Source organism: Solibacillus sp. CAU 1738 (assembly GCF_039888725.1).
GTDB lineage: Bacteria > Bacillota > Bacilli > Bacillales_A > Planococcaceae > Metasolibacillus.
This window is the reverse complement of record NZ_JBDQQN010000001.1, coordinates 642,307-665,763: the sequence shown is the minus strand read 5'-3', so window position 1 is coordinate 665,763 and position 23,457 is coordinate 642,307. Positions and strand designations below refer to the sequence as shown.

Here is a 23,457-nt window from a genome sequence, read left to right as displayed (position 1 = left end):
CTTTTATTTTTCAAAGATTTATTGTGTGTTCATCTGATATAAATTGTTCGATCGCTGCTGTTAATTGACTAAGATCATCGACTAAAGGTGAATGCCCACAATTTTTTAATTGTTGGACTGTAGCATGACCTGAAAAATCTTCAATTATTTCTTGTGCCATTATTTCTGGTACGACTAAGTCCCGGTCCCCATACAACACAAGTACTGGGATCTTAATATGGCTTACTTGATTTGTACCTTGTGCTGCTACATTATCGACAGCGCTTATATTAAATGTATTTAGTGCATGGTATACATCGGATAAATTACGTTGAGTGAGCATATCATCTACATACGCCTCATACCGACTAGATTCTGGCTTATTATCTGTATAAATAGCGCTATCCCAAACAATTTTCAATCCGGCTCTATTGCCGCTATCATACATCGCCTGCATTGGGATTGTTCTAAAGGCATCTTGTTCAATTTCAGCTACAGTCGTAAAGCGTTTTGTGAAATTTGGCGTGCCATCTGGATTTGATGCAAAAAATGGATAGCCCCTTGTGGAACCAGAAGCGAGCAAAATGAGTTTTTCACATATACCTGCATAATCCGCGCAAAATTGCATACCTACCGCCCCACCTGTAGACCAACCTATTAACGTGAAATGTTTCAGTTCAAGCGCATCTACCCACATTTTCAAATCATCACTAAAATCTTTAATATGTGTAATGCGAGTATTATAGCTAGATCCACCAAAGCCACGTAAATCTGGCGCAAAAATGGTATATTTCGAGTCCAAAGATTCCATTAACAAATCCCAATGCTTCGATGATGTCATATTGCCATGGACTAGGACGATTATTTCATTACCACCATCACGCTTTCGATAAGTCATTGTTTCACCATTTGGTAAAGGTACTTCATGTAATGTTTCCATCAATCTACACTCCTTTGTCCCCATTCTATTGTTACAGCTCCCCATGCATATCCAATACCTGCGCTCACAAGTGAGACAATGGCACCATCATGTAATTTACCTTCTTTCCTTGCTAAATAAAGCGATAAAATTTGATCAATTTGACCGATATGTCCATACTTTGATAAATAAATCGAATGTTCCGGCTGCAAACCGAGGGATTGTAAAACAAAATCGTGTGCAGATTTTTTCATATGTAGCATTGCCACGTATGAAAGCTGTTGTTCTTGGAAACCACTTTTCTCAAGTGAGCTACGAATAACTTTCAAAAAATTATCGAGCGATTTTTGTTCAAGACGAGCCTTCATGCCATCTGGATCTAGCACATCTAAACGATACAAGCCTTGCTGCAAAATTTCTGCCGTAAGTGGCTGCTTTGTTCCACCCACTGGTACGACGACATCTTCTGAAAATGAACCATCCGTAATGATATGTGTTTCTAATACTGCATTTTGGTTAGTATTTTTTTCTAATAAAATAGCTCCTGCACCAGCACCTAAATTAAACATAAAGCGTGTACGATCATTCTTGTAATCTATTAAATCATGATTGCGATAGCCACCCGCTAATAACACGGTTTGAATCGTATCATCTGCCAGCATTAAACTTTTAGCTACCTTTATTGCCATAATGGCTGTTCCACATCGGAGTTGAACATCAAATGCCCATGCATTGACCGCCCCTAGCTCTTCTTGAATTTTGATAGCGGCAGTCCATAATGGATATTCTTTATGTTCTTCTCCAATATAAATAATGACATCGATTGCTTTTGGGTTGATTTGTGCTTCTTGAATCGCTTCTCGAGCGGCTTTCACACTCATCTCAACCGGATGGTCATCATCTCCTGCTATCACTTTTTCTTCAATTCCCATTTTTGTCTCGACAATATGTTGTGGAATACATGCCAGATGAGCAATTTGAGCAGCTGTCATTCTTTCTTCAGGTAAATAAACTCCTAACCCAGTTATACCAATCATTCAAACTGCTCCTTTTCTTTTACAAGCTCTACAGTTTGTAATTTTGCTTGCTGTTTTTTTGTTTTCCACGAGTTATATTTCAAATACACTGTTCCAACAATGCCTTTTGGGAAGAAAATAACGGCCACTACATATAAAATACCGAAGAAAATAATCCATCTTTCAAAAATAGGGTATTCGCGAGCTAGGCCAGATAAATAATGTTGGGCAAATTCAATAACGCCTGCACCAATAATCGGCCCAATTAATGTACCGACTCCACCAATAATTGTCATGAGTAGTGCATCTAGTGTTATATCAATTGTCATTACGCTTGTATTAACGAAGCGTAATGATATTGCATACAGTGAGCCTGCTAAACTTGCTACTACGCCTGCAACTATTGATGCCACTACTTTGTAACCGAGCGTTCTAAATCCGAGTGATCTCGTACGTTGTTCATTTTCTCGTATCGCAATTAACACACGTCCTAATGGAGAGGCGACAAAACGTTTCAAAACTATAAACACAATGACTAAACAAATAAGCACAAAAAAGTAAAAATAAATACGGTCACGGAAAAATTCAGGTGCTCGAAATGTAAAACCGTCATTACCTTTTGTCACTGTGCGCCACTTTTCAGCAACTACGAGTAGTAACCCAGAAATAGCAAGTGTAAACATCGCAAAATAATGGCTTTTTAAACGTAGCGTTAATAATCCAATAACCGCACTTAAAGCCGCTGCTAACAACATGCCAACTGCGATTGATCCGATAAAGACTGTTATTGTTGGCTCGATCCTACTTAACATAACGGAGGTTGTATACGCGCCTACTCCGAAAAACATCGCATGCCCGAATGACACAATTCCTGTATAACCGAGTAACACGTCATAGCTCATCGCCAAAATAGCGAATATACAAATTTGTGTTAATAAAATCGTGAAAGTACGTGAATCGAGAATAAACGGGACAGCAATCATCACTAGTAAAATAAGAAAATAAATGATATTAGTTTTAGAAAAAAAAGCTGGTTGCTTCATAATGAATCACCCCTTCACCGTTGAAAATAAGCCTTGAGGACGGAATATGAGTACGATCGCCATTAAAATCATATTTACTGCAAGAGATAAAAACGGCACATAATAGGCCATATAACTCCCTGCAAGTCCAACTAAAATAGCTGCCATTAGTGAACCAGAAAAGCTACCCATCCCGCCTATGACTACGACAATAAATCCTAAAATCGCATATTCCATTCCCATTTCTGCATAAACGACACCTGAATACGGTGCCATTAACATACCACCGAGTGAAGCAAGCGCCGCACCGACCATAAATACGAGTAAAAATACACGTTTAATATTAATGCCTAATGCTTGCACCATTTCTTTATTCATCACACCTGCGCGCACGATTAAACCGATTTTTGTACGTTTTAAAATGTACTGTAAAATGGCAAATAACGTGAACCCAATAACGATAATAAACACTCGATATTTAATAATAATGACATCGCCAATTTCCCAGCTACCCGCAAAATAGCCCGGTACGCTCACTGGCACACCATTTGGACCGAATACTACTTTTATCATTTCTTGGAGCACAAGCATAAAACCGAGCGTAATTAATATTTGTTGCACATGATTGCCGTACACAGGCGTAATAATGATTTTCTCTGTAATAAAACCAAGTACAAGACCTGTTACAATTGCAACAACTATACCAACTAGGAAGCTACCACTCCAAGCATAGGAAAACACCCCTGTATAAGCACCCCATACGAAAAGTCCACCATGTGCAAAGTTCAGCACATCCATTAAGCCAAAAATGAGCGTTAACCCGGCAGCTAGTAAGAAAATGAGCATGCCTGTCGCTAAACCATTTATCGTTAAACTAACTAATAAATCCATGTCTTCGCCTCCCTTAGCCGATACCTAAGTATTTGCGTTTTAACTGCTCATCCTCGATAAGTGCATTCATTTCTCCTGATTGCACCGTTCGTCCATCATCTATTAACGTAAATGTATCGCCAATTTTACTGGCCATCATAAAATTCTGTTCTACAAGTAAAATAGACGTATGCTTCTTCATCTCCGTTATCGCTTCCATTACTTTCTCAATAATAATTGGTGCTAACCCTTTAGAAGGCTCATCAATTAGCAGCAGCTTACTATCATTCACAAAAGCTCTTGCCATTGCTAGCATTTGCTTTTGCCCTCCAGATAAATGCCCACCATGTTTCTTCCAAAACTTTTTCAAATCAGGAAAGAGCTCTAGCACATAATCTTGCTTACGCATCGCCTCTTCTGTTTCTTTGCGCATCGCAACACGCATATTTTCCTCAACAGTCAAGTCGCCAAAAATGCCTTGATCTTCAGGTACGTAGCCAATGCCACCATTGGCAATATGGTATGGCGCAAGTTTTTCAATAGGCTTTCCTAAAAAAGTAATGTTTCCTTTGGAAGCGGGCGTTAATCCCATTATAGTTTTTAGTGTCGTCGTTTTCCCTGCTCCATTACGACCTAATAATACGGAAACCTCACCTTCAATTGCCTCAAATGATATGCCTTGTAAAATATGATATTGGCCGATATACGTTTCTACTTGCTCTAATTTTAATAAGCTAGTCATTGTACAGCCCTCCTAAATACGCTTGCTGAACAGTTTCATTTTGCATAATTTCTTGCGGTGTACCATCTGCTAGCAACGAACCGTTAAAGAGCACCATAATAGAATCCGACAAATCGATAATCATATCCATTTTGTGTTCAATTAATAATATTGTTTTATCCCCTCGCGCTTTTATGGCATGAATTACATCTAAAATTGCAGGTACTTCTTCAAGTGACATCCCAGCAGTCGGCTCATCTAGTAGTAGTATTTCAGGATCAAGTGCTAGTAGCATACCTATTTCTAGTTTGCGCTTTTCACCGTGTGATAATTGATTCGCTAGCTGATTCATTTTGCCACTTAATAATACTTGCTCTAAAATATCGATCGCTTGCTGAGTAATTTTTTCATAATGAAGAAAATGTCGTAACATTTGGAAACGCACCTTTTCTTTTGATTGCACAGCAAGGCGTACATTTTCAAGGACCGTTAAGTTAGGGAATACATTCGTTATTTGAAATGAGCGTCCAATGCCCATACGCGTGCGCTCTACCGCCGTTTTTTTAGCAAGAGAAGCACCTTTATAAAACACTTCGCCTGCTGTTGGAGTGAGCTCCCCACTGAGTAAATTAAAAAAAGTTGTTTTCCCTGCCCCATTTGGTCCGATAATAGATTTAAAATGCTTTTCTGGCATTTCAAAATTCACACCGTTTACTGCCAAGTGTCCACCAAATTGAATCGACAAATTTTCAGTACGTATAATTGGTTGCACCCGTGTCCCTCCTCTTTTGTTCTGCATAACAACCTTCGTAAAAGTTGTTATGCAGAACAGATGACAATGTTGTCATCTGTCCCTTTTAATTAGTTTAAAATCGGTGGCTCTGTTTCCTCAGGCGATAATTCACGAATAAGTACAGGAACCGGATAATTTACACCATCTACTGTTTCTAAACGAATCGAATACATTGGTTGCAATGCTTGGTGATCCTCTTTACGGAATGTCATTTTGCCTTTTGGCGTTTCAAAGGACATTCCTTCCATTAAAGGAATTAACTTATTCCCATCCGCTTCACCGTTCGATAATTTAAGCGCTTCTACAATCGCTACAGCTGCCGAGAAGCCACCTGGTGTGAATAAATCTGGTACTTCACCGTTAAAACGTTTTTTATGCTCCTCTACTAACCAATCATTTACCTTATTATTTGGTAATGTATGATAATAAACAGTGAACCCTTCCATACCAACTAATGGCTGCATAAATTGAAGTGCAATAATATCTGGTGCACCTGTTGAAATTTTAATCCCTTTTTCTTGTAGTTTTAAATCCGCAATTTGGTTCCAAGGTGAATTCGCTCCAGCCCATACAACAAATAAATAATCTGGTTTTGCTTCTACGATTTTTTGTAGATTAGATGTAAAGTCTGTTGCCGCTGGGTCTGCGTATTGTTCAAGTACGATTTCTGCACCTAATTTTTCTGCAGCTGTTTTAAATGCAGATACACCATCCCAACCAAATGAATAGTCTGGTGCAAATGTTGCGATTTTAACTCCTTCACCGGCAATTGCAGCAGCTGCAGCATACGCATCCTGTGAAGAGTTACGTGCCGTACGGAAAATATATGGGTTAAACTCTGAACCTGTAATACTATCAGCTACCGCTGGCTCAACAATCATTATTTTTTTATATTCCTCTGCTAGCGGAAGTACGGCTAATGTATCCCCCGAACTTGATGAACCAACTAAAAAGTCAACCGCATCGTCTTCTAATAGTTTCGTAGCTTTTTGTACTGCTACTTCTGCCTTTGTTTCGGTATCTTCCCATACAACCTCAATTTTCTTGCCCGCTACTTCCATCGTTCCTGCTGTCGCATATTCTAATCCAAGTTCAAATCCTTTTTGAGTTTGCTTACCGTATGATTCCAATGCTCCTGTTAATGAAGCTAACACTCCGACTTTAATCACTTCTTGCGGTTTAGCTACTTCAGTTGTATCGCTTTCTTTATTCCCTTCTTCTTTTGTTACTTCTTCATCATCACCATTGCAAGCTACAAGTAACATTAAAGTGAAAACGAGAAAAATCCACCATGCATGTTTTTTCATCTACGAATCCCCCTTGTTTAAATTTTGAGCATATCTTTCTGCCTTACTCGTACTTTATAAAAATACAGTTACAAATGAGTTACAAGAGTGCGACGAGGTTGGTGACGTTTTGACGTGACCACCAGAGGAGCATGAAACATTAACATATAAAAATAAGAGAGGGGGTATCCAGAAAGTAAAAACTCTCTAGCTCCCCCCTCATTTCACATTTTCAGTATCATTTCATATAGTTGTTCTGTCGTTTCCATTGGGGCAATATTATAAAAACGCTTTAAAGCATCCACACATTTTTCATATATACGTAATGCTTTGTAGCGATTTCCTTGATAATAGTATGCGAGCATTAACAAGCGATAACCTTCCTCATATGATTCATCTATTGATACAAGACGAGTTGCCCACTCAATCACATCGTCAAATTGCTCTAAACGAATATAATTTTGTGCTAGACGCTCTATTACTTTTATGATTTGTTCGTTATAATAGTCGCGAGGGAGTGACACCCATTCACTGTCTAAATCAGCACAAAACTCACCTGTAACGAGGGACATTGCTAGTTGTAGCCATTCACTTGATGCCTTTGCTTGTGTTTCTTGTAGGCCAAGCTCAGCAAACCGGTCAAAACGCTCCAAATCACTAGTGATCCACGTCGTATCAAGACGATACAATTGCTGCTTACGTTCTATAAAACTACTTTCCTCACGCGCTGTTCGATTCGGCTCTAACGTTTTTAATAGCGCATTATACGCTACTTTAAAATCGTTGTTCATCGTATCAACTTCATTATCCCAAAGCTCTTGAGTTAATTTCTGTTTAGACACAAAATGTTGACGCTGCAAATAAAAAAACAAAAATAACTCCTTCGCCTTCATTCGTTTCCAAGCTTTGTCTTCTATAACGATAGTGCCTTGTTTTATTTCGACTGGTCCAAAAAACGTAATTTGAAACATATTACTTACAGTTGAATATGGGGCTAGCTTTGCTAATTTTTCAAATTCATTTGTATTACTAAGCTGCGCGGCTTGATGAAGTTGTTGAAAAACAATTCGTTGCGCCGGCCCAAAGAGAGTGCGCTTCTGTACAAAGTAAAAATGATTTTGTGTTATGCACCAATGTATAAATTGGGAGTAATGCAGTTGTAACAAAGAAATATCGCCTTGCTTCCACGCAATATACGCTAACCAAAATTCGGCAATCATTTGACCATAATCATCTTCACATTGCATATAAAATTGCTTCGCTTGATTTATATAATGTAACGCCTCTTCAAATTCACCGACCTCAGCTAGCACTTTTCCCAATGCCGTCATGAGTAACGCTGACATCCAGTGATCTTGTACTTTATTCGTTTCATTTAAACCATTCAAAGCATGTTGTTTTGCTTCTATTGGCTGATTACTATAAAGCAAAGTTAACCCCATATAACATTCAGCTTTTACACGTTTAACATGAATTTGATCCATCAATTGTAGCGTTTTGTCGAAGCTTTGTTTTGCAAACTCTAAATTTTGCGGAACTAATTGTAATAAAGTTAGTCCTTTTCGTAGATGCGTAACCGCTTGAGTAAATGGCATCTCAAGCTGGTACTCTTCATTCATATTAATTATTCGAGTAAATGCGGCTTCATTTTCTCCAATTAGTACATCAATTAGTACGAGTAATAGTTCTGATGTTCGATGTGCTTCCTGCCATATTTCTTGGTGCAATGACCTACTTAATAATAGATCTTTAGCTTGCTGTAATTTCCCTTGTCTAAGTAACATTCGTACATCAATATTATGCAGCCGTAGCGCTTCAGTTGAAATCGCATTAGCTACTACCCAGCGCTCAGCCTCACCCGCCTTACCAAGATTCACTAAGTTTTCAGTAAATTGTACATATACCGCTTGACGCTCTTTCTCTTGTATATCAACATGCGGTAATAAAGTAATCGCCGCCTCCAAATGGGGTGCTGCAAATACAGGCTGTAGCGTATCAAGATATATATTCGCTAGCCCTACTTGCGATCTAATTTCTAATAACACGTCTTCTTTTTCTCTTGCTTGCTCTAAGCACCTCAAATAAGCTTGTTTCGACTTTTCATATTGCGCTCGGTAACGCTGACATTCCCCTTCGTAATAACTAAGCGTATACACTTTATCTGCATCAGGAATTTCTTTTATATGATCTAGTAAATAATCAAATTGCCCAGCTGTAATGAACTGTGGTGCAAAATGAATTAATAATTCGACGGTCAACTGTGCATTACGTAGCACCGCAGCATGTGATACTGCTTGCACACCCAAATTTTTTTGTGCAAAATAACTTGCTGCTTCCGAATGATATTGCTCAAATAATATTGGCTCTCGCTCGCGCAATCGTTGCTGTAAAAATTGCTGAAACAATGCATGAAAACGATAATCTTCCGTGCCAGCTAGCTGTGTTATAAACGCTATTGACGGCAGTTTATCTCTTATTTCATTACACCATTGTTCCCCGTACAATTCTGATAACAGCTGTAACGAAAATGTTGAAAAAGTGCTTAATTTCAATAACGATACCTGAGTTGCTTCATCTAACTTTTCAAATACTTCTTCTGATAAATACGAGAAAAAATCGGTTACAGAACGTTGGGCAATGTCAATAAGCTGCTTATTCGTATATTTAGCTTGATAGGCAAGTAACATGATCGCTATTGCCCAGCCTTCTGTCATTTGCATTACAAAGTGTATTTCTTCAGCCGTTAATTGGCGGTTAAAATACGCATCAAATAAAAAATGTATATCTTCTGCTGAAAAAACAAAATCTTCTTCTCGACATTCTATAAGTTGTCCATTCATGCGCATCGTCAACAGACAATTCCAATCCGGCATTTTTCTTGAAGCAATAATAATATGAATATGAGAAGGTAGATGTAAGATTACTTGATTCATAATAAAGTTAATAGAAAATACGTGATGTACATGATGGAAATCGTCAAAAACAATCGTAAGAGGCTCTGGTACTAAGTGCAATTCATACACCAATTGCTTCGCTACTTGCTGCAGTTCCTCAGCATTATGGAATTTTAACGTCATATCCCAGCCTTTCATCGATTGACCAAAGCTCGGAATTTGTTGCTGAATACTAAAAATAACATGTCTAAAAAACGGATAAACCGCATCATCATCTGCCGTAATTTGATACCATGCGCAGCGTAACTTTTGATCGTGGACATATTGACTCAACACGGATGTTTTACCGTAGCCAGCACTACTCTTCAAAATAGTACACTTCGCATGATGACGATCAGCAAGTTTTTTCATCAACCGCGCCCGTCGCAAATAATATTTTGCCGGTGTCGGAGGAATCAACTTTGAAACAAAAATATGCTCCATCCGCTTCACCCCTTTTAGCTAATTATTATTTATTTTAGCATATTTGTTAATAATCTACAGAAATTCATTCACTAGAAGTATATTAAACTAGAAGAAAATATATAAGGGGGAAAATATTATGCACTTTGTTGTGGCAGCAATACTTTCATATTTAGCTGGTATTGGATGTTATATTCTTACATTGAAAATCGTTTGGGATCAAACATTAGGCGGAGATACTTTCGCTGTTTTGTTTTGGGGGGCGATAGCGTTTTTCATAATTGCATGTCCTATCTATTTATTGGTCATTACCCTCATTGATAAAGTAACCAAACAATACAAGTTTTTGTTCTATCCATTAGGATGTATGCTTGTTTTCTTTATTCCTACTTCATTTATTTTGGCTAGTTTTGGTGACTTTTCCTACAAAACTCTTTTTTCACCTGAGGCAATGTTATTCCACGCCTTTTTCTTATCTGCTGGCCTGATCTTTGGACTCAGCATATGGAAATTGCGTAATTTAGGAAAAAGCGCTTAAGAGGCGATTCATACTTATTCTATTGAGATCAACAAAAGAATGGTCCATCACTAATACGGGTACTGAATAACAAAATAGTCGTCATTTTTCTTAGTAAATTACTATTATTATTTTGGTTATCATTCAACTGGTGCTAGTTAATTCCTGTCACTATGCTTTGGGTGCATTTTTTTTATTTAACTAACCCGTCGTTAGTCCAATAAAAAAATAAACAATAATAAATTAGAGATTTTTAGAATAAAAAAGGTGAATTATGTTTAATAATGAAACTTGTACCTTAATTTTGCGTATAGCTATATAAATGGTATTTATTGGAGAGGGGGGACTATTACTTGGTTAATAAACAAAATCCTATTCCATTTTTGAAAAGAACTTGGGTATCTTCTATTGGTGTATTTTTATTGTCACAAATAGTCTTTATTATTTGTGAAGCAACAAGATGGATACCTAATTATAGAGATATTGATGGAACGTTATTTGGAAGAATTACTGAATCCTCGATTTTCAGAGAGTGGTTTACTTTTTATGAAACACCACATTTCAATTTACTTACAGTCTTTTTTGGTATCGTATTTTTAGTGCCTGGAATAATAGGTGCGGTAAAAAACGTTTTTTCACCTAAAGTCACTGAAAATGAATAAAGTTTGTGAAAAGATGTTCCTATGCCAAAGGTTGCTTTAGAGCAACAATGATTTTAAAGCATACAAAATAAATTTAATAAACGTTACCAAATGTAAGTTATGGAAACAAACACCCCATTCAATTGAATTGGAGTGTTTGTTTTTGGCTGTTTATGATCAGTAAGTTACCAAACCACACTTTGGGAACTTTAAAAGCCTTTCTCCAATCATTTCGGAAAAAGGCTTTTGTTAGCTATTAATCTACTTCTTTTAATAAACTTTCGATTTTACCTACTCGTTCATTTAATTCATCTACTTGTTTTTGTAAATTAATTGTTTGTTGTTTTTCAACATTTAATCGTTCCTCTGCACGTTTCCCATTTTTCTTGTATGCTCTGTAAATTAAAACGACTAAAATAATTGGAATTATCATAAATCCTAACGTAAAGATTGTTGCCACTATATCTCCTACATTTACACTTGTAGCACTATGAGACATTGATTTAATCCTCCATCTTCTTATTTTTTTTGAGAGTAAGCGTTGGTTCTAACTTTGAAATAAGCTCCTCATTTAACCGTAATTCAAAAGAATTTAGCATATAGTATTTCGCAGCTTTACCACTCTCTAGTAATTCCATATTGCTTGAAACAATGTTTGCTTCTTCAAGCTTTTGTAAATGCAAATACAAAAGAGGTCTGCTCATACCAAGCTCTCTAGCAAGCTGACTAACGTACTGTTTACCATTAGACAAAATGCTAATAATTCTTAATCTATGAGGATTAGATAAAGCTTCCAAAAACAAAAGTAATTCATCGCCATTATTAATATGTTTCATATGTAATGAATTTATTACATATAGTTTATTTTGTCAATATCAGTAAATACAAAAGTATTCAATTAAACATTCCCAAATCAAAGTTTTGGGGTACAATAAAACACTTAAAACATCGTTATATCAATGTTTTAAGTGTTTTTCCTTTATTTCATCCATATACAGTTTTTTATGCACAATTGATTGAAGCTATATATAACAAGGTTTTAGCGATGTTCAAAAGAAACTGAACTAGCGCAAGTTTTGAATAAAATCTTGCATACGCAGCCGATTCCTTAACGTTGTAAATCAACCTTTTCCTTTTATATAACCTAAATTAAAGCAAATTACCATTGATAGTGCCGCATACTTTTACTTATAAGAGTAATTAAAATTACATTCAAGAGTAATTTTTATTGCAATATAATCGCATTTAATTTACTATATAATTCAAAGGAGGTTAATTATGGAAAAGTTAGATGACTTAAGATTAAACGTAAGCTTACTACGCAGGAAAGTACCAAATCTTACAAGTGCTGCCCGGCAAGTTGGCTTGCGACCAGCTACCGTTTCTAACCTATGCACAGGAAAAATACCTGTTGGCAGAGCTGAGGTTCGAACTTTAGTTGCCCTAGCATCTTTAGCCGATTGCAGTTTGGATGAACTGATTATCAGAGGAGAGAAAATTGAGATGATTGAAACTAAAATCAAAACTTTAGATTTATTTGCTCCATTAGCAAAAGGAGGTACTGTCGGTTTGGTTGCGCGCCCTGGAATGGGGCAGCTCGTTGTATTAGCAGAACTGCTCTATCGATTTAAAAATGAAGCATATAAAACAATCCTTTTAATGCCCGAGGGTGAACACCAAGGTTTAAACGATCTCGTTGAAAATGTTGAAATCATTACAAACACAATTGAAGACACGTATGAGAGTATCGCGAATATTGGTGGAGACAAAGATATTATTTTCGTTGCAGACAGAACCCATGTAATAACAGGAGGCATCCAACAACTGCAAGAGAATCTTCAAGGGGTTGGAATTCATTCTGTTACAACTTTTCTCGTTGATTTGACAGGCGAAGTTGTTGACGAAGATTTACCTTATGGACCACTTGAAACCTTATGGCAATTCGATGCTGATCTTGCTGCAAGACATCGCTATCCAGCCGTTAATCCTCTTAGTTCAACATCATCTGTTCTCGAAGGCGCTCATCTAGAACAGGAGCATTTTACAATTCAACAAAAAGCATTAAAACTTCTTCGCCGCTATCGGGAACTCCGCTCATTAGTGAATGTTAGCGGGATTGAACGAATTCCGACATCTGAATTACAAACATATGAAAGAGGAGAAAAGCTTGAAGCATATTTAACTCAGCCTTTTTATATTACCGAACCTTATACAAAAAAGGTTGGCCAATCTGTTAGCCTTCAAGTTACTTTGAAAGATGTACAAGAAATTATGAACGGTGCTTTCGATTTTAAAGATGTATCAGAACTAGTATTTATTGGTAGTTTACAATCCTAGAATTGAGATAGAGGTCTTCGTCGGCACATAAGTGTTAATTGCTTTAATTTGGGGTTTATTAATCAAATTATCTTAACTTTGATCAATCAACGATAATATGAAGTTTAATAAATTATTGCCACAATGGAAAAGTAGCATAATCCAAATGATGGCTTGTGCTACTAGTTTCTTTTTTTGATCATTTTCCGTAAATAGAATCCATTGTATTTCTTTGTTTGTTATTCTTCATTATCCCTTTCGAAAAATACTAACAATAAAACCTTCTAATTCAAATAGTGCATTCGGTTTTTCAATTGGCTGCATTTCGCGAATTTCGATTTCTTGAAAATCTTTAAATATGGACTGCAGCTTTTCTTTCGTATAACCTAACCCGCCTTGCAAACTGCGATTGCGATAAACATCCCAGTCAGACAATGCCGCCCCACCATATACACCATTTTCAGCAAAACAGTTAAGTGCAAAATGCCCCCCTGGCTTTAAAGCGCGCTGCACAATTTCAACATAATGCAAACGTCGATGTGGAGCAATATGATGGAAACAACCTGAATCGTAAATAAAATCATAGTTATTTTCCGGGAAATCCATGTTGAATAAATTTCCATGAATGAATTGAATATTTAGCTTTTTCTCAGCGGCTCGTTCCCTAGCCCAAAAAAGTGCAGTTTCGGATAAATCAACTGCATCAACCGAACAACCTTGCTGCGCCAAATAAATCGCGTTTCTTCCTGCCCCACAACCTAGCTCTAACACTCTCCCTGCCTGTACAATATTTTTTGTAAAATAACTAACTAAGTTTTCATCTGGTGCATTAATAAAAAATGGAATTTCCTTTGTTCTATCCTTGTAAAACTCATTCCAAAATTCAGTAGGATCGCGTAGTAAATCATCTAACATATTTAAAACATCTTCGCTACTCGTAATAAATTCGTTCATAATTCAACCACCATTCCAATGTTATTTACTATTTAATTGTAAAAAAATAGGTCTTGTAGTTGGTTACATCCATATTACATAAATATAATTTCTTTTAAAATGCACAATGTGTCTTTGCATTTTTTTTTGATCGTATATAGCCTTTACATACCTTACATTAATTTGTAGACATAAGTTAATGGCATAGCATTATCTCATCAATAATTACAATGTAGCCTCATTTAATAACTATTAATGAGGTGCAAAAATTCCCAAAGCACGCTGTGTATTACAAGTATTACAACACCGTTACAATTGCCGAGTATCCTACTACTTGCTTTTTTGTAGTATGTGACATTTATAAATGGACGGCTTTGTTGAGATAAATAAAAAAATCACAGTAAACATGATCCCGTGAACTCTAATAATCGTTAGTATTAATATTTTTTCACTCGCAAGTTTAAATCCACGGACTTTTTTGGCAATATTTCGCTGTTAAGATTATTCGTTGCCAGTGTTTTTTCATCTACAACACCAGAGCGTCATCGGAAATCCACCTTTTGCTTTACTCTATATCTGATTTTTTATATTTGCATAGTTGAAACTCGTATAAGTTGTTTGGATAAGGACTTCACGCTCTCTAAGTGAGGCATTGGCACATCACAATAGTGTAATACTTCTGGTCTACCAAATTGTTCAATAATAACAGCCTTTATTTGACCCTAGTCTACAAAACTAAAAAGTCGGAAATCTAACTCATCAATTCGACCAATGTCTGTTTTTAAATCCCATAAAGTAATAGCCGCTATTTCTTCATTTTCCTCAAATGGTACCAATTCTTTTACCTCTCCTATAAATACAGGATTATATTTCATTTGCCCATCTTGTTTATTAATCGATTTTAGTAAACCTCTTAGGGTCAAATCGGTTGCCTTTTGACTAGTTTCTTCTTGCAATTCACGTAGTGCACATTCAAGAGGTGTCTCGCCTTCTTCTCGTTTTCCAGCTGTAATTCCCACTGTTTTCGATATTTGTTGTAACACATTAAATATTTATTATTCGACTTAATAACAATGTACGAACCTTTGATAGGGTGATAATCTGACTCGCTAATATCATTAATTGCAATAAACTCCATAAAGTCAAAACCATTATTGATAAATGTGTTCAATTCAAACCCTCACTTTAATTTATTTACTTAGTTGTATGAACTTAAATAACATTATTATCATAGAAAAAATCTTTGCATTTTGCTCAGTTAATACAACTAGAATGATTAAAATTGCACACTAAATCCTTCAAATTTATGTATTCCAGTCCCGAATCTTACCAAGTCTTTTTCTATAAGCTCTTTAACTGCATTTCTCACTTCTTGCAGAATACTTGCATCAAGGCCAATTGTATTATGTCCACCAAAAATCTTCTTTACTTTGGGAATATCGGTTATTTTCTTTAACGATTGCACTAACTCAGTTGGATTGGTTGTTGGGAAAAAAGCATAAACTGGAGTCTTATCATAAAGCAAATCACCTGTAAATAAATAACCACAACGATTATCAAAAATTGAAATATGACCAGGAGAATGTCCAGGAGTATGGAAAATAGTCAATTTCCTATTACCTATTTCTATTTCATCTCCATCATTTAATAAACCTGTTGGCTTTCCTTGAAAGGGTTTATAAGTGTCTGGACTAACAGATTTTGGAGTGGGTATTGTTATATCACGGCTTACATCTTTTCTAATTTGCTCGATTGGAAGTTTCTTAATACCATTAATTAGCCAATCTTCCTCATCTTTATGGACATAAATATTCTTAAACTCACCGTGACTTCCAATATGATCCCAATGGACGTGAGTTGTTAGAACAATAATCGGTAAGTTTGTCAGCTGGTCAGTAATCCTCTTGATGTTATCAATTCCAAGCCCCGTATCAATTAGTACAGCTTTCTCTTCACCAATTAATAAATAAGAATGAACTTTTTCCCAATGTCCATATTCACTAATAGCAAATGTTGTATCATCTAATTGATTTACAGTAAACCACGAATCCATAATTTTAACCATTAATTAAAACCTCCTTAACTATTAAATAGATGGTGATCATTTGGCAGGTTGCGGTACTGCATTAGATAGAAATTACTTTATCAATCGCGCCTTGCATGAACAATTACGAGTCGTATAAGACAGTACTACACAGCATAAATACTCGTGCGCTAGAGCGATTGATTTGACAAATAAATCACCCAAGCTCCAACCTGCATTATCTCACAAATAATACCAATAGGTCCATATAAAGGTTGACTTATCTCAAAAAACGAAATATATTTATGTAGATATTTACATAAATATCATTATATAAACAAACATTCATTCAATTTGTTTGTTTTATCACATATCAAGGAGCTGGTTTTATGTTAATGGTTGAATGTACTCGCTATCGAGTGAAAGAAGGCATGTCTTCCACAGTTACGGAATGGTTACAATTTTTAAATGCCAATATGAAGGACGTATTAGTTACGTTAGAGCAAGAAAAAATGTATGTGGAAACAATATTTAGAGAAGTTAGCAATGGGCAAGAATTTTTGTATTGGTACTCTGTTCGAGGGCAAGGCGGAATAGATGTCGATGATTCTGATCATTGGATTGATAGAAAGCATTTAGAATATTGGGATGCTTGTATTGATTCAACTTATCGACCAGTCGATTTAGAAACAGAGGTTATCATGATCCCTAAAAAAGTACAAAATGCAATGGTAGATTAACAATTCTCGAGGCGTGATTTCCAAGATGAGAAGATAACCTTTTTCGAATCTCGCCTACGTGGAAATGCAGGAGCAGGTTTATTTTATTAGTTCACTTAGCGTAATTGCATTGAAGTTAATACTCTATTTTGCAAACCATTGCATACTATTTTATTTACGCCGCAAAATATCTTTAACAAATTAATAATAGACAACACTTCACTCATCTCTACTACCGTTCCATATATTTACTTAAATATTCCTATGCCTCAAATGTGATATTTTAGTTATGATTAATAGTTTTCATGAATAAACTAAAATACATGAGGTTTTCTGAATAGAATAATTGCAGTAACTTCGGAATAAAATATTACTTCGATAAATTGCTGCATTCCAAAGGGAGGATGGTATTAGAGATGTTGTTATTTTTCTTACTAAACAATTGGCATTTTTTTGTATTAGTGATGATTCTTATGATGGTAGGTGGCTTGATTAGTTTTTTATTCCCTCGATTTCCGTCCTTATTAGTCATTTTGTTATTTGCAGTAATAGGATTAATTTATGCTTTCGTTTACAATGTACAAGACATATCTATACTACTAATCACAACCATTTGCATTTTCACACTCATCCCAATTGCTCTCGTAAAATACACTCTATACCTCCAACAATTAGCAGAACGATTAGAAAGTGAACAATAAATAATGACTACGAGAAGTGCATTAGCGATTGATTGAATTTCTCGAGTTATTTATCTTTGCTCTTTAATAATTAATATTTTTCTTCAAACGAAAAGACGTGTGAACATATTGAGTTCACACGCCTTTATTAATTTTATTTAAATGCTTGTGCTGCTTTTACCGCTTTATGCCAACCATTAAATAGCTCTTCACGTTGCTCTTCTTCCATATTTGGCTCGAATTTTTTATCTAAGTTCCAATGATCTTTTACTTGTTCTTTACTTTCCCAGAAGCCAACTGCTAGCCCTGCTAAATAGGCTGCTCCAAGTGCAGTTGTTTCATTAACTGCTGGGCGATCTACAGGCACATTTAAAATATCAGACTGGAACTGCATTAAAAAGTTATTCATTACCGCGCCGCCGTCTACACGTAATGTTTTTAAGTCGATCCCTGAGTCGGATTGCATCGCGTCTAAAACATCGCGTGTTTGGTATGCTAGTGATTCTAAAGTAGCACGTACAAAATGTTCCTTCGATGTGCCACGTGTTAAGCCAAATACTGCACCACGTACGTCGCTATCCCAGTAAGGTGTGCCTAAGCCAACGAATGCTGGTACAACATATACGCCATCTGTATGTTCAACCTTTGTCGCATAGCTTTCACTATCCGGCGAGTCTTTTAACATGCGCATCCCGTCACGTAGCCACTGAATAGCTGAACCAGCAACGAAAATACTGCCTTCTAGCGCATACTCAACTTTACCATCTACGCCCCATGCTATTGTTGTTAACAACCCATGCTTTGAACGAACTGCCTCTTCTCCCGTATTCATTAACATGAAGCAACCCGTACCGTACGTGTTTTTCACCATACCTTTGTCGTAGCATGCTTGCCCGAATAATGCTGCTTGTTGATCGCCTGCAATACCTGAAATAGGGACTGTTTTACCGAAGAAATGCTTTTCTGAAATTTCTCCGTATATTTCAGAAGAAGGACGCACTTCTGGTAGCATCGAAACAGGGACTGTTAAAATATCTAATAATTCGTCATCCCATTTTAAATCGTAAATATTATACATGAGTGTACGTGAAGCATTTGAATAGTCGGTTACGTGTACCTCACCTTCTGTTAGTTTCCAAATAAGCCATGTATCAATTGTTCCGAATAATAAATCCCCGTTTTCTGCCTTTTCACGTGCGCCTTCTACATTATCTAAAATCCATTTTACTTTCGTACCTGAGAAGTAGGCATCGATAAGTAGGCCAGTTTTTTCGCGAACCATATCATCATAGCCCGCTTCTTTTAGCTCTTCACAAATGCCCGCTGTTTGTCGGGATTGCCAAACTATTGCATTGTATACTGGTTCGCCCGTATTTTTATCCCATACGACAGTCGTTTCACGTTGATTCGTAATTCCGATACCTTCTATTTGACTAGGTTGAATATTATTCTCTGATAATACTATTGCGATGACAGATAAAATAGAGCTCCAAATTTCTGTAGCGTTATGCTCTACCCAACCTGATTTCGGAAAAAGTTGTTTAAATTCTTGTTGTGCAACATGTGCCACATTTCCTTTTTTATCGAATAGAATTGCTCTTGAGCTAGTCGTTCCTTGATCAAGTGCCATAATAAATTTTTCCATTAATTAAATCCCCCTATGCTCTACTTTTTGCCATTGAGTTATATGCAAATATGAAAACACATAATACGGCTACTAATGCAATCCAGAATGCTACCGTGTTTTCACCTAAGAAAAATTGTTTATAGAATAATGCCCCGAACACACCACCGAGAATCGGGCCAACTACTGGTACCCAAGAATAAGACCAATCAGAATCACGCTTGCCAGGAATCGGCAAGAAGAAGTGCGCAATACGTGGACCTAAATCACGAGCTGGGTTAATTGCATACCCTGTTGGACCACCTAAGCTCATCCCGATTCCGATAACTAGTGCACCAACGATTAGCGGATTTAAGCCTTCTGTAAATTCATTTGCTCCAATAGCAAGTATACCAAGGACTAGTGCAAACGTGCCAATTACCTCTGTCGCAACGTTTGCCGCTGGATTACGTACAGCCGGAGCCGTTGAAAATACTGCTAGTTTTAAATTCGCATCATTTGTAATACCCCAATGAGCACTATATGCAAAAAAGACAATAACTGCCCCGATAATTGCACCAATCAATTGCGCTACAATATATAGCGGTACATCTGCCCATGCAAATTCCCCGATTGTAGCAAGGCCAAGTGTCAGTGCAGGATTTAGATGAGCACCACTAAAACCGCCTACAGAATATGCCGCTATAGCTACCCCGAGACCCCATCCAATCGAAATAACTACCCAGCCGCTATTTTCAGCTTTTGATTTTTTTAACAAACTACCCGCAACAACGCCGCCACCAAATATTATGAGAATCATCGTACCAAAAACTTCGCCTAAAAAAGCAGACAAAAAATTTCCTCCTTTTTAATGAGCTTTCGTCCTACGCATTTCATCTTCTAGCTCTACCAGGTATGCTTGTTTTTGCTGTGCAGACCATTTAAAAATGGCGCTCATTTCTTCAATTACATTGTCTTTATATTGCTCAACGAAAGATATATTAAAAAACATTGCAGCTGTACGGCGAATGAAGAAATCAACTGGTTTAGCAACCGACTCATTGTAAATACTATACATAAGCTGTCCGTATACTACAGGTGGTAACACTCCAGTTGCTTCTCTTACATATTGATGTACAATTTCAGTATTCGTGCCGTAAAGACGAGCTAGCTTTTCACTATCCTCCGCTAATCCAAGCATCTCCCCTTCCTCGCGCTTTACGTTGACGTATTGTTCAAAATACTTAGAGCCACTTAAATCTCCACCTGAAATAGGAAGATGTTTTGTTATACAAGGTAAATAGGTTTTGTTGTATTCTTCTTCCAACTGTTGACAAATTAAATCAACTATTTTTTCTGCCATTTTGCGATAACCTGTTAATTTACCACCCGCTATAGTTATTACTCCGTGTTCAGATTGCCAAATCTCATCTTTTCGAGAAATTTCAGATGGGCTCTTACCATCTTCATGTATGAGCGGGCGCACTCCTACCCAACCCGACTCAATGTGCGCTTTACTGAGCTCTAGGGTAGGGAACATATAAGCAATTGCTTGTAAAATATATGCCGTGTCCTCGTCAGTAATTCGTAAATCTTGCGGATCTCCTTCGTAAAATGTATCCGTAGTGCCAACATATGTTTTACCTGCACGAGGGATGGCAAATACCATTCGGCCATCTGGGGTATCAAAGTAAACGGCCTGGTTCAGAGGGAAATTAGAAGCATCAAATACTAAATGAACTCCTTTTGATAAAATTAAATGCTTGCCTCTAACTTCAGTGTCAAGAGCTCGTACCCGGTCAACCCATGGGCCTGCTGCATTTACAACTTTTTTCGCTTTTATATCATAATTAATTCCTGTTAATAAATCTACTATAGTCACATTTGTAAATGCCAGATTTTTCGTATCAATTGCAACAGCTTGCATATAGTTAAAAAGATGCGCACCACGGTCATTCGCTGCTTTTATAACTTCAATTGTGAGCCTTGCATCATCTGTCCGGTATTCAACATACATCCCTCCACCTAACAGGCCTTCCTTTTTTACAAGTGGTTCTACTTCAAGCGTCTTTTCCTTTGTTAACATATAACGGCGTTCATGTCGTTTTACACCGGCTAACAAATCATATACTTTTAACCCTAGTGAAGTTGATAATCGTCCAAATGTACCACCTATATGAAAAGGGAGTAGCATCCATACTGGAGTTGTAACATGCGGGCCGTTTTCGTAAACAATTGCACGCTCTCGTCCCAATTCTGCTACCTCTTTTATTTCAAACTGTTTTAAATATCGTAAGCCGCCATGTACAAGCTTTGTAGAACGACTTGATGTACCACTTGCAAAATCTTGCATTTCTACGAGAACGACTGAAAGACCTCTGGCAGCTGCATCGAGCGCTATCCCAGCACCTGTTATCCCTCCACCGATAATAAGTAAATCTACTACTTCATCTGATATTCCTAACAATTGGGATTCCCTATCTAATATCGAAAATGTTTTCACTTTTTTGCCCCCTTTTATTTTTGCTCTAGTTCTTCCCCATTTTTACCATAACTATATGTTTTGGCATAAAAAAAAAGACACGTTGATTACTCAACATGCCTGTTCGTTATTGATCAAGAAGATTATTCGCTATCTTTTGCGTTATCAAAATGTATTGCTGTAATATGAACGTTTACTTCACTAGTTTCAATTGATGTCATCGTTAAAATGGCTTGGCGAATTGCAACTTGGATTTCTTTTGCTACTTTCGGAATTGCGTAGCCATATTTAACAGAGCAAAAAACATCAATAACGATATGCCCACCCTCTGACATTGCTGACTTAATACCTTTAGAGTGCACTTTTTTACCGAATCGTTCTGCAACACCTGAAGCAAAATTACCTCGTGTTGATGCAACACCTTCTACTTCTGTCGCAGCAATACCTGCGATCACTTCGATCACTTCTGGTGCTACCTCGATTTGACCTAGCTCGTCTTTTCCAATTGGCGTTGGTTGTACAAATGATGTTGGTTGTTTTTCAGCCATATAAGACATCCTCTCTTTATGTAAAGTTACAATATTCGTGCAGTATTTACTTATCACTATACATATTATACTACATTATTTTAAGAAAGTGCGCTTGAAATTGATCCTTAAATTACACATCACTTGAATATAAAAAAGTTACCTCTTTTTGGCACCTATTAATTTATTCATTTGTTATTGTTTATTAGAAAAAAGAAAATATATAAGAAGATGAAAATATATACTTTACTCAAATAAATTAATTTTAGCTTTATTTAGCTGGTCAATTAAATCATATTGGCTTTGTATCAGTTTTTTTGTTTCTACAAGATGTTTTTCTATTTCTTTTAATTGATCTAAAGTTATTTGTTTTACTTGTTCCATATAATGAAGTGAATCTTGAGAGCTTCTGTTGTTATCAATAGCATATTGAATCAATTCAATTCGCTGTTTGAGATCGATTACTTTACTCATCAACTCAAGTTTTAACTGAACATTTTTTTGAGATTCTTCTGATAAGTTTGTAATCCAATTTATATTGTTAGCTGTTATTTTGTTTATTTTTACATTCATCACCCGAACACCCCCTATATTTACTAATAATTGTAAGATAGAAGTGTATTTTAGTAAAGGTTTGTTACTAATACAACTATTTACAATATAGGAATTCCCAGTATAATCATCCGGTATACAATACGAATTACTTCAACTACGATATGATTCCCTTATAGTGAAAATATCATTAATTAGTTGTATTATCCCCTTTTGAATAAAGTATGTGCTTATTTCAAATATGCTTATGAATATGCCGACTCCTTATATTGAAAAGATTTGCGTAACTATTATTATCCAAATATTATAAAGGGTTTTCCGCCTATTGTCGTCCCTTGGAAAAATTAAAGTGTTAGAAACAAGAAGAGTTAATGGCTTTCGTGGCTTACTATTGCAAATTACATTTGAAATAGAGCCTACCGATGGAGGGCAATGGATTCCAATAGGCAAAGACCGAATGACCTATGAAATTTCATCTGGACCTGAGGTTATGACTTAAAAT

23 protein-coding genes and 1 pseudogene are annotated in these 23,457 nt (G+C 36.5%); 6 read left to right on the top strand and 18 right to left on the bottom strand.

The features are described 5' to 3' along the window. Positions 1 to 10 precede the first annotated feature (10 nt). The 8 genes from phaZ to AAFN87_RS03350 all read right to left on the bottom strand — a co-directional run bounded on the left by phaZ (position 11) and on the right by AAFN87_RS03350 (position 9,983). Positions 11 to 919 (bottom strand): intracellular short-chain-length polyhydroxyalkanoate depolymerase, encoded by a 909-nt coding sequence (gene phaZ, locus AAFN87_RS03385; protein ID WP_347789618.1) that lies wholly within the window; start codon positions 917 to 919, stop codon positions 11 to 13. Further along, positions 919 to 1,935: a 3-oxoacyl-ACP synthase gene (locus tag AAFN87_RS03380; RefSeq protein ID WP_347789617.1), complete on the bottom strand. Its 1,017-nt coding sequence runs from the start codon at positions 1,933 to 1,935 to the stop codon at positions 919 to 921. The genes phaZ and AAFN87_RS03380 overlap by 1 nt, the downstream gene beginning before the upstream one ends. Then, on the bottom strand, positions 1,932 to 2,957 hold the full coding sequence (locus AAFN87_RS03375) for a branched-chain amino acid ABC transporter permease (RefSeq protein ID WP_347789616.1): 1,026 nt from the start codon (positions 2,955 to 2,957) through the stop codon (positions 1,932 to 1,934). Before AAFN87_RS03375 ends, AAFN87_RS03380 begins: the two co-directional genes overlap by 4 nt. A 6-nt stretch (positions 2,958 to 2,963) precedes the next feature. Then, positions 2,964 to 3,827 (bottom strand): branched-chain amino acid ABC transporter permease, encoded by an 864-nt coding sequence (locus AAFN87_RS03370; protein WP_347789615.1) that lies wholly within the window; start codon positions 3,825 to 3,827, stop codon positions 2,964 to 2,966. A 13-nt stretch (positions 3,828 to 3,840) separates the two neighbouring features. Then, entirely contained in the window at positions 3,841 to 4,548 is a 708-nt protein-coding gene (locus tag AAFN87_RS03365) for an ABC transporter ATP-binding protein (RefSeq protein ID WP_347789614.1), read from the bottom strand. Continuing rightward, positions 4,541 to 5,299 (bottom strand): ABC transporter ATP-binding protein, encoded by a 759-nt coding sequence (locus AAFN87_RS03360; protein ID WP_347789613.1) that lies wholly within the window; start codon positions 5,297 to 5,299, stop codon positions 4,541 to 4,543. The genes AAFN87_RS03365 and AAFN87_RS03360 overlap by 8 nt, the downstream gene beginning before the upstream one ends. A gap of 89 nt (positions 5,300 to 5,388) precedes the next feature. Further along, positions 5,389 to 6,627 (bottom strand): substrate-binding domain-containing protein, encoded by a 1,239-nt coding sequence (locus AAFN87_RS03355; RefSeq protein ID WP_347789612.1) that lies wholly within the window; start codon positions 6,625 to 6,627, stop codon positions 5,389 to 5,391. A gap of 203 nt (positions 6,628 to 6,830) precedes the next feature. After that, a complete protein-coding gene (locus AAFN87_RS03350; RefSeq protein WP_347789611.1) occupies positions 6,831 to 9,983 on the bottom strand; it encodes an AfsR/SARP family transcriptional regulator in 3,153 nt (1,050 codons plus the stop codon). 118 nt (positions 9,984 to 10,101) lie between these two features. Here AAFN87_RS03350 and AAFN87_RS03345 point away from each other — a divergent pair, with 118 nt between their 5' ends. Both AAFN87_RS03345 and AAFN87_RS03340 read left to right on the top strand, forming a co-directional pair. Beyond that, positions 10,102 to 10,500, top strand: a complete 399-nt coding sequence (locus AAFN87_RS03345; protein ID WP_347789610.1) for a hypothetical protein — start codon at positions 10,102 to 10,104, stop codon at positions 10,498 to 10,500. A gap of 332 nt (positions 10,501 to 10,832) precedes the next feature. After that, positions 10,833 to 11,141, top strand: a complete 309-nt coding sequence (locus AAFN87_RS03340; protein ID WP_347789609.1) for a YfzA family protein — start codon at positions 10,833 to 10,835, stop codon at positions 11,139 to 11,141. A 235-nt stretch (positions 11,142 to 11,376) separates the two neighbouring features. Here AAFN87_RS03340 and AAFN87_RS03335 read toward each other — a convergent pair whose 3' ends face one another. Further along, positions 11,377 to 11,619: a hypothetical protein gene (locus AAFN87_RS03335; RefSeq protein WP_347789608.1), complete on the bottom strand. Its 243-nt coding sequence runs from the start codon at positions 11,617 to 11,619 to the stop codon at positions 11,377 to 11,379. Between the two features lie 4 nt (positions 11,620 to 11,623). Then, positions 11,624 to 11,956, bottom strand: coding sequence for an ArsR/SmtB family transcription factor (locus AAFN87_RS03330; protein WP_347789607.1), 333 nt, complete (start codon positions 11,954 to 11,956; stop codon positions 11,624 to 11,626). 442 nt (positions 11,957 to 12,398) lie between these two features. Between AAFN87_RS03330 and AAFN87_RS03325 the strand changes: the two genes are divergently transcribed. Further along, a complete protein-coding gene (locus tag AAFN87_RS03325) occupies positions 12,399 to 13,457 on the top strand; it encodes an ATP synthase beta subunit C-terminal domain-containing protein (protein WP_347789606.1) in 1,059 nt (352 codons plus the stop codon). A 228-nt stretch (positions 13,458 to 13,685) separates the two neighbouring features. Here the strand turns inward: AAFN87_RS03325 and AAFN87_RS03320 are convergent, their stop codons facing one another. From AAFN87_RS03320 to AAFN87_RS03310, 3 genes are all read right to left on the bottom strand, one after another. Next, a complete protein-coding gene (locus AAFN87_RS03320; RefSeq protein ID WP_347789605.1) occupies positions 13,686 to 14,390 on the bottom strand; it encodes a class I SAM-dependent methyltransferase in 705 nt (234 codons plus the stop codon). A 701-nt stretch (positions 14,391 to 15,091) separates the two neighbouring features. Beyond that, a complete protein-coding gene (locus AAFN87_RS03315; protein ID WP_347789604.1) occupies positions 15,092 to 15,412 on the bottom strand; it encodes an NUDIX domain-containing protein in 321 nt (106 codons plus the stop codon). A gap of 233 nt (positions 15,413 to 15,645) precedes the next feature. Next, positions 15,646 to 16,434 carry an MBL fold metallo-hydrolase gene (locus AAFN87_RS03310; RefSeq protein ID WP_347789603.1) on the bottom strand — a complete coding sequence of 263 codons (789 nt, stop codon included), beginning with the start codon at positions 16,432 to 16,434 and terminating at the stop codon, positions 15,646 to 15,648. A gap of 347 nt (positions 16,435 to 16,781) precedes the next feature. On the opposite strand from AAFN87_RS03310, the gene AAFN87_RS03305 reads away from it, so the two are divergent. Beyond that, on the top strand, positions 16,782 to 17,132 hold the full coding sequence (locus AAFN87_RS03305; protein WP_347789602.1) for a DUF6176 family protein: 351 nt from the start codon (positions 16,782 to 16,784) through the stop codon (positions 17,130 to 17,132). Between the two features lie 395 nt (positions 17,133 to 17,527). After that, positions 17,528 to 17,812, top strand: coding sequence for a hypothetical protein (locus AAFN87_RS03300; protein ID WP_347789600.1), 285 nt, complete (start codon positions 17,528 to 17,530; stop codon positions 17,810 to 17,812). Between the two features lie 133 nt (positions 17,813 to 17,945). Here AAFN87_RS03300 and glpK read toward each other — a convergent pair whose 3' ends face one another. The 5 genes from glpK to AAFN87_RS03275 all read right to left on the bottom strand — a co-directional run bounded on the left by glpK (position 17,946) and on the right by AAFN87_RS03275 (position 22,979). After that, complete coding sequence (glpK, locus tag AAFN87_RS03295) at positions 17,946 to 19,436, bottom strand: glycerol kinase GlpK (protein ID WP_347789598.1); 1,491 nt, start codon at positions 19,434 to 19,436, stop codon at positions 17,946 to 17,948. 13 nt (positions 19,437 to 19,449) lie between these two features. Continuing rightward, positions 19,450 to 20,247 carry an MIP/aquaporin family protein gene (locus AAFN87_RS03290; protein WP_347789596.1) on the bottom strand — a complete coding sequence of 266 codons (798 nt, stop codon included), beginning with the start codon at positions 20,245 to 20,247 and terminating at the stop codon, positions 19,450 to 19,452. Between the two features lie 15 nt (positions 20,248 to 20,262). Beyond that, on the bottom strand, positions 20,263 to 21,897 hold the full coding sequence (locus tag AAFN87_RS03285) for a glycerol-3-phosphate dehydrogenase/oxidase (RefSeq protein ID WP_347789594.1): 1,635 nt from the start codon (positions 21,895 to 21,897) through the stop codon (positions 20,263 to 20,265). 122 nt (positions 21,898 to 22,019) lie between these two features. Beyond that, positions 22,020 to 22,424 (bottom strand): Asp23/Gls24 family envelope stress response protein, encoded by a 405-nt coding sequence (locus AAFN87_RS03280; RefSeq protein WP_347789592.1) that lies wholly within the window; start codon positions 22,422 to 22,424, stop codon positions 22,020 to 22,022. Between the two features lie 225 nt (positions 22,425 to 22,649). After that, positions 22,650 to 22,979 (bottom strand): hypothetical protein, encoded by a 330-nt coding sequence (locus AAFN87_RS03275; protein WP_347789590.1) that lies wholly within the window; start codon positions 22,977 to 22,979, stop codon positions 22,650 to 22,652. 208 nt (positions 22,980 to 23,187) lie between these two features. Here AAFN87_RS03275 and AAFN87_RS03270 point away from each other — a divergent pair. Beyond that, positions 23,188 to 23,454, top strand: a pseudogene (locus AAFN87_RS03270) (DUF3888 domain-containing protein); the annotation flags it as partial. Positions 23,455 to 23,457 lie beyond the last annotated feature (3 nt).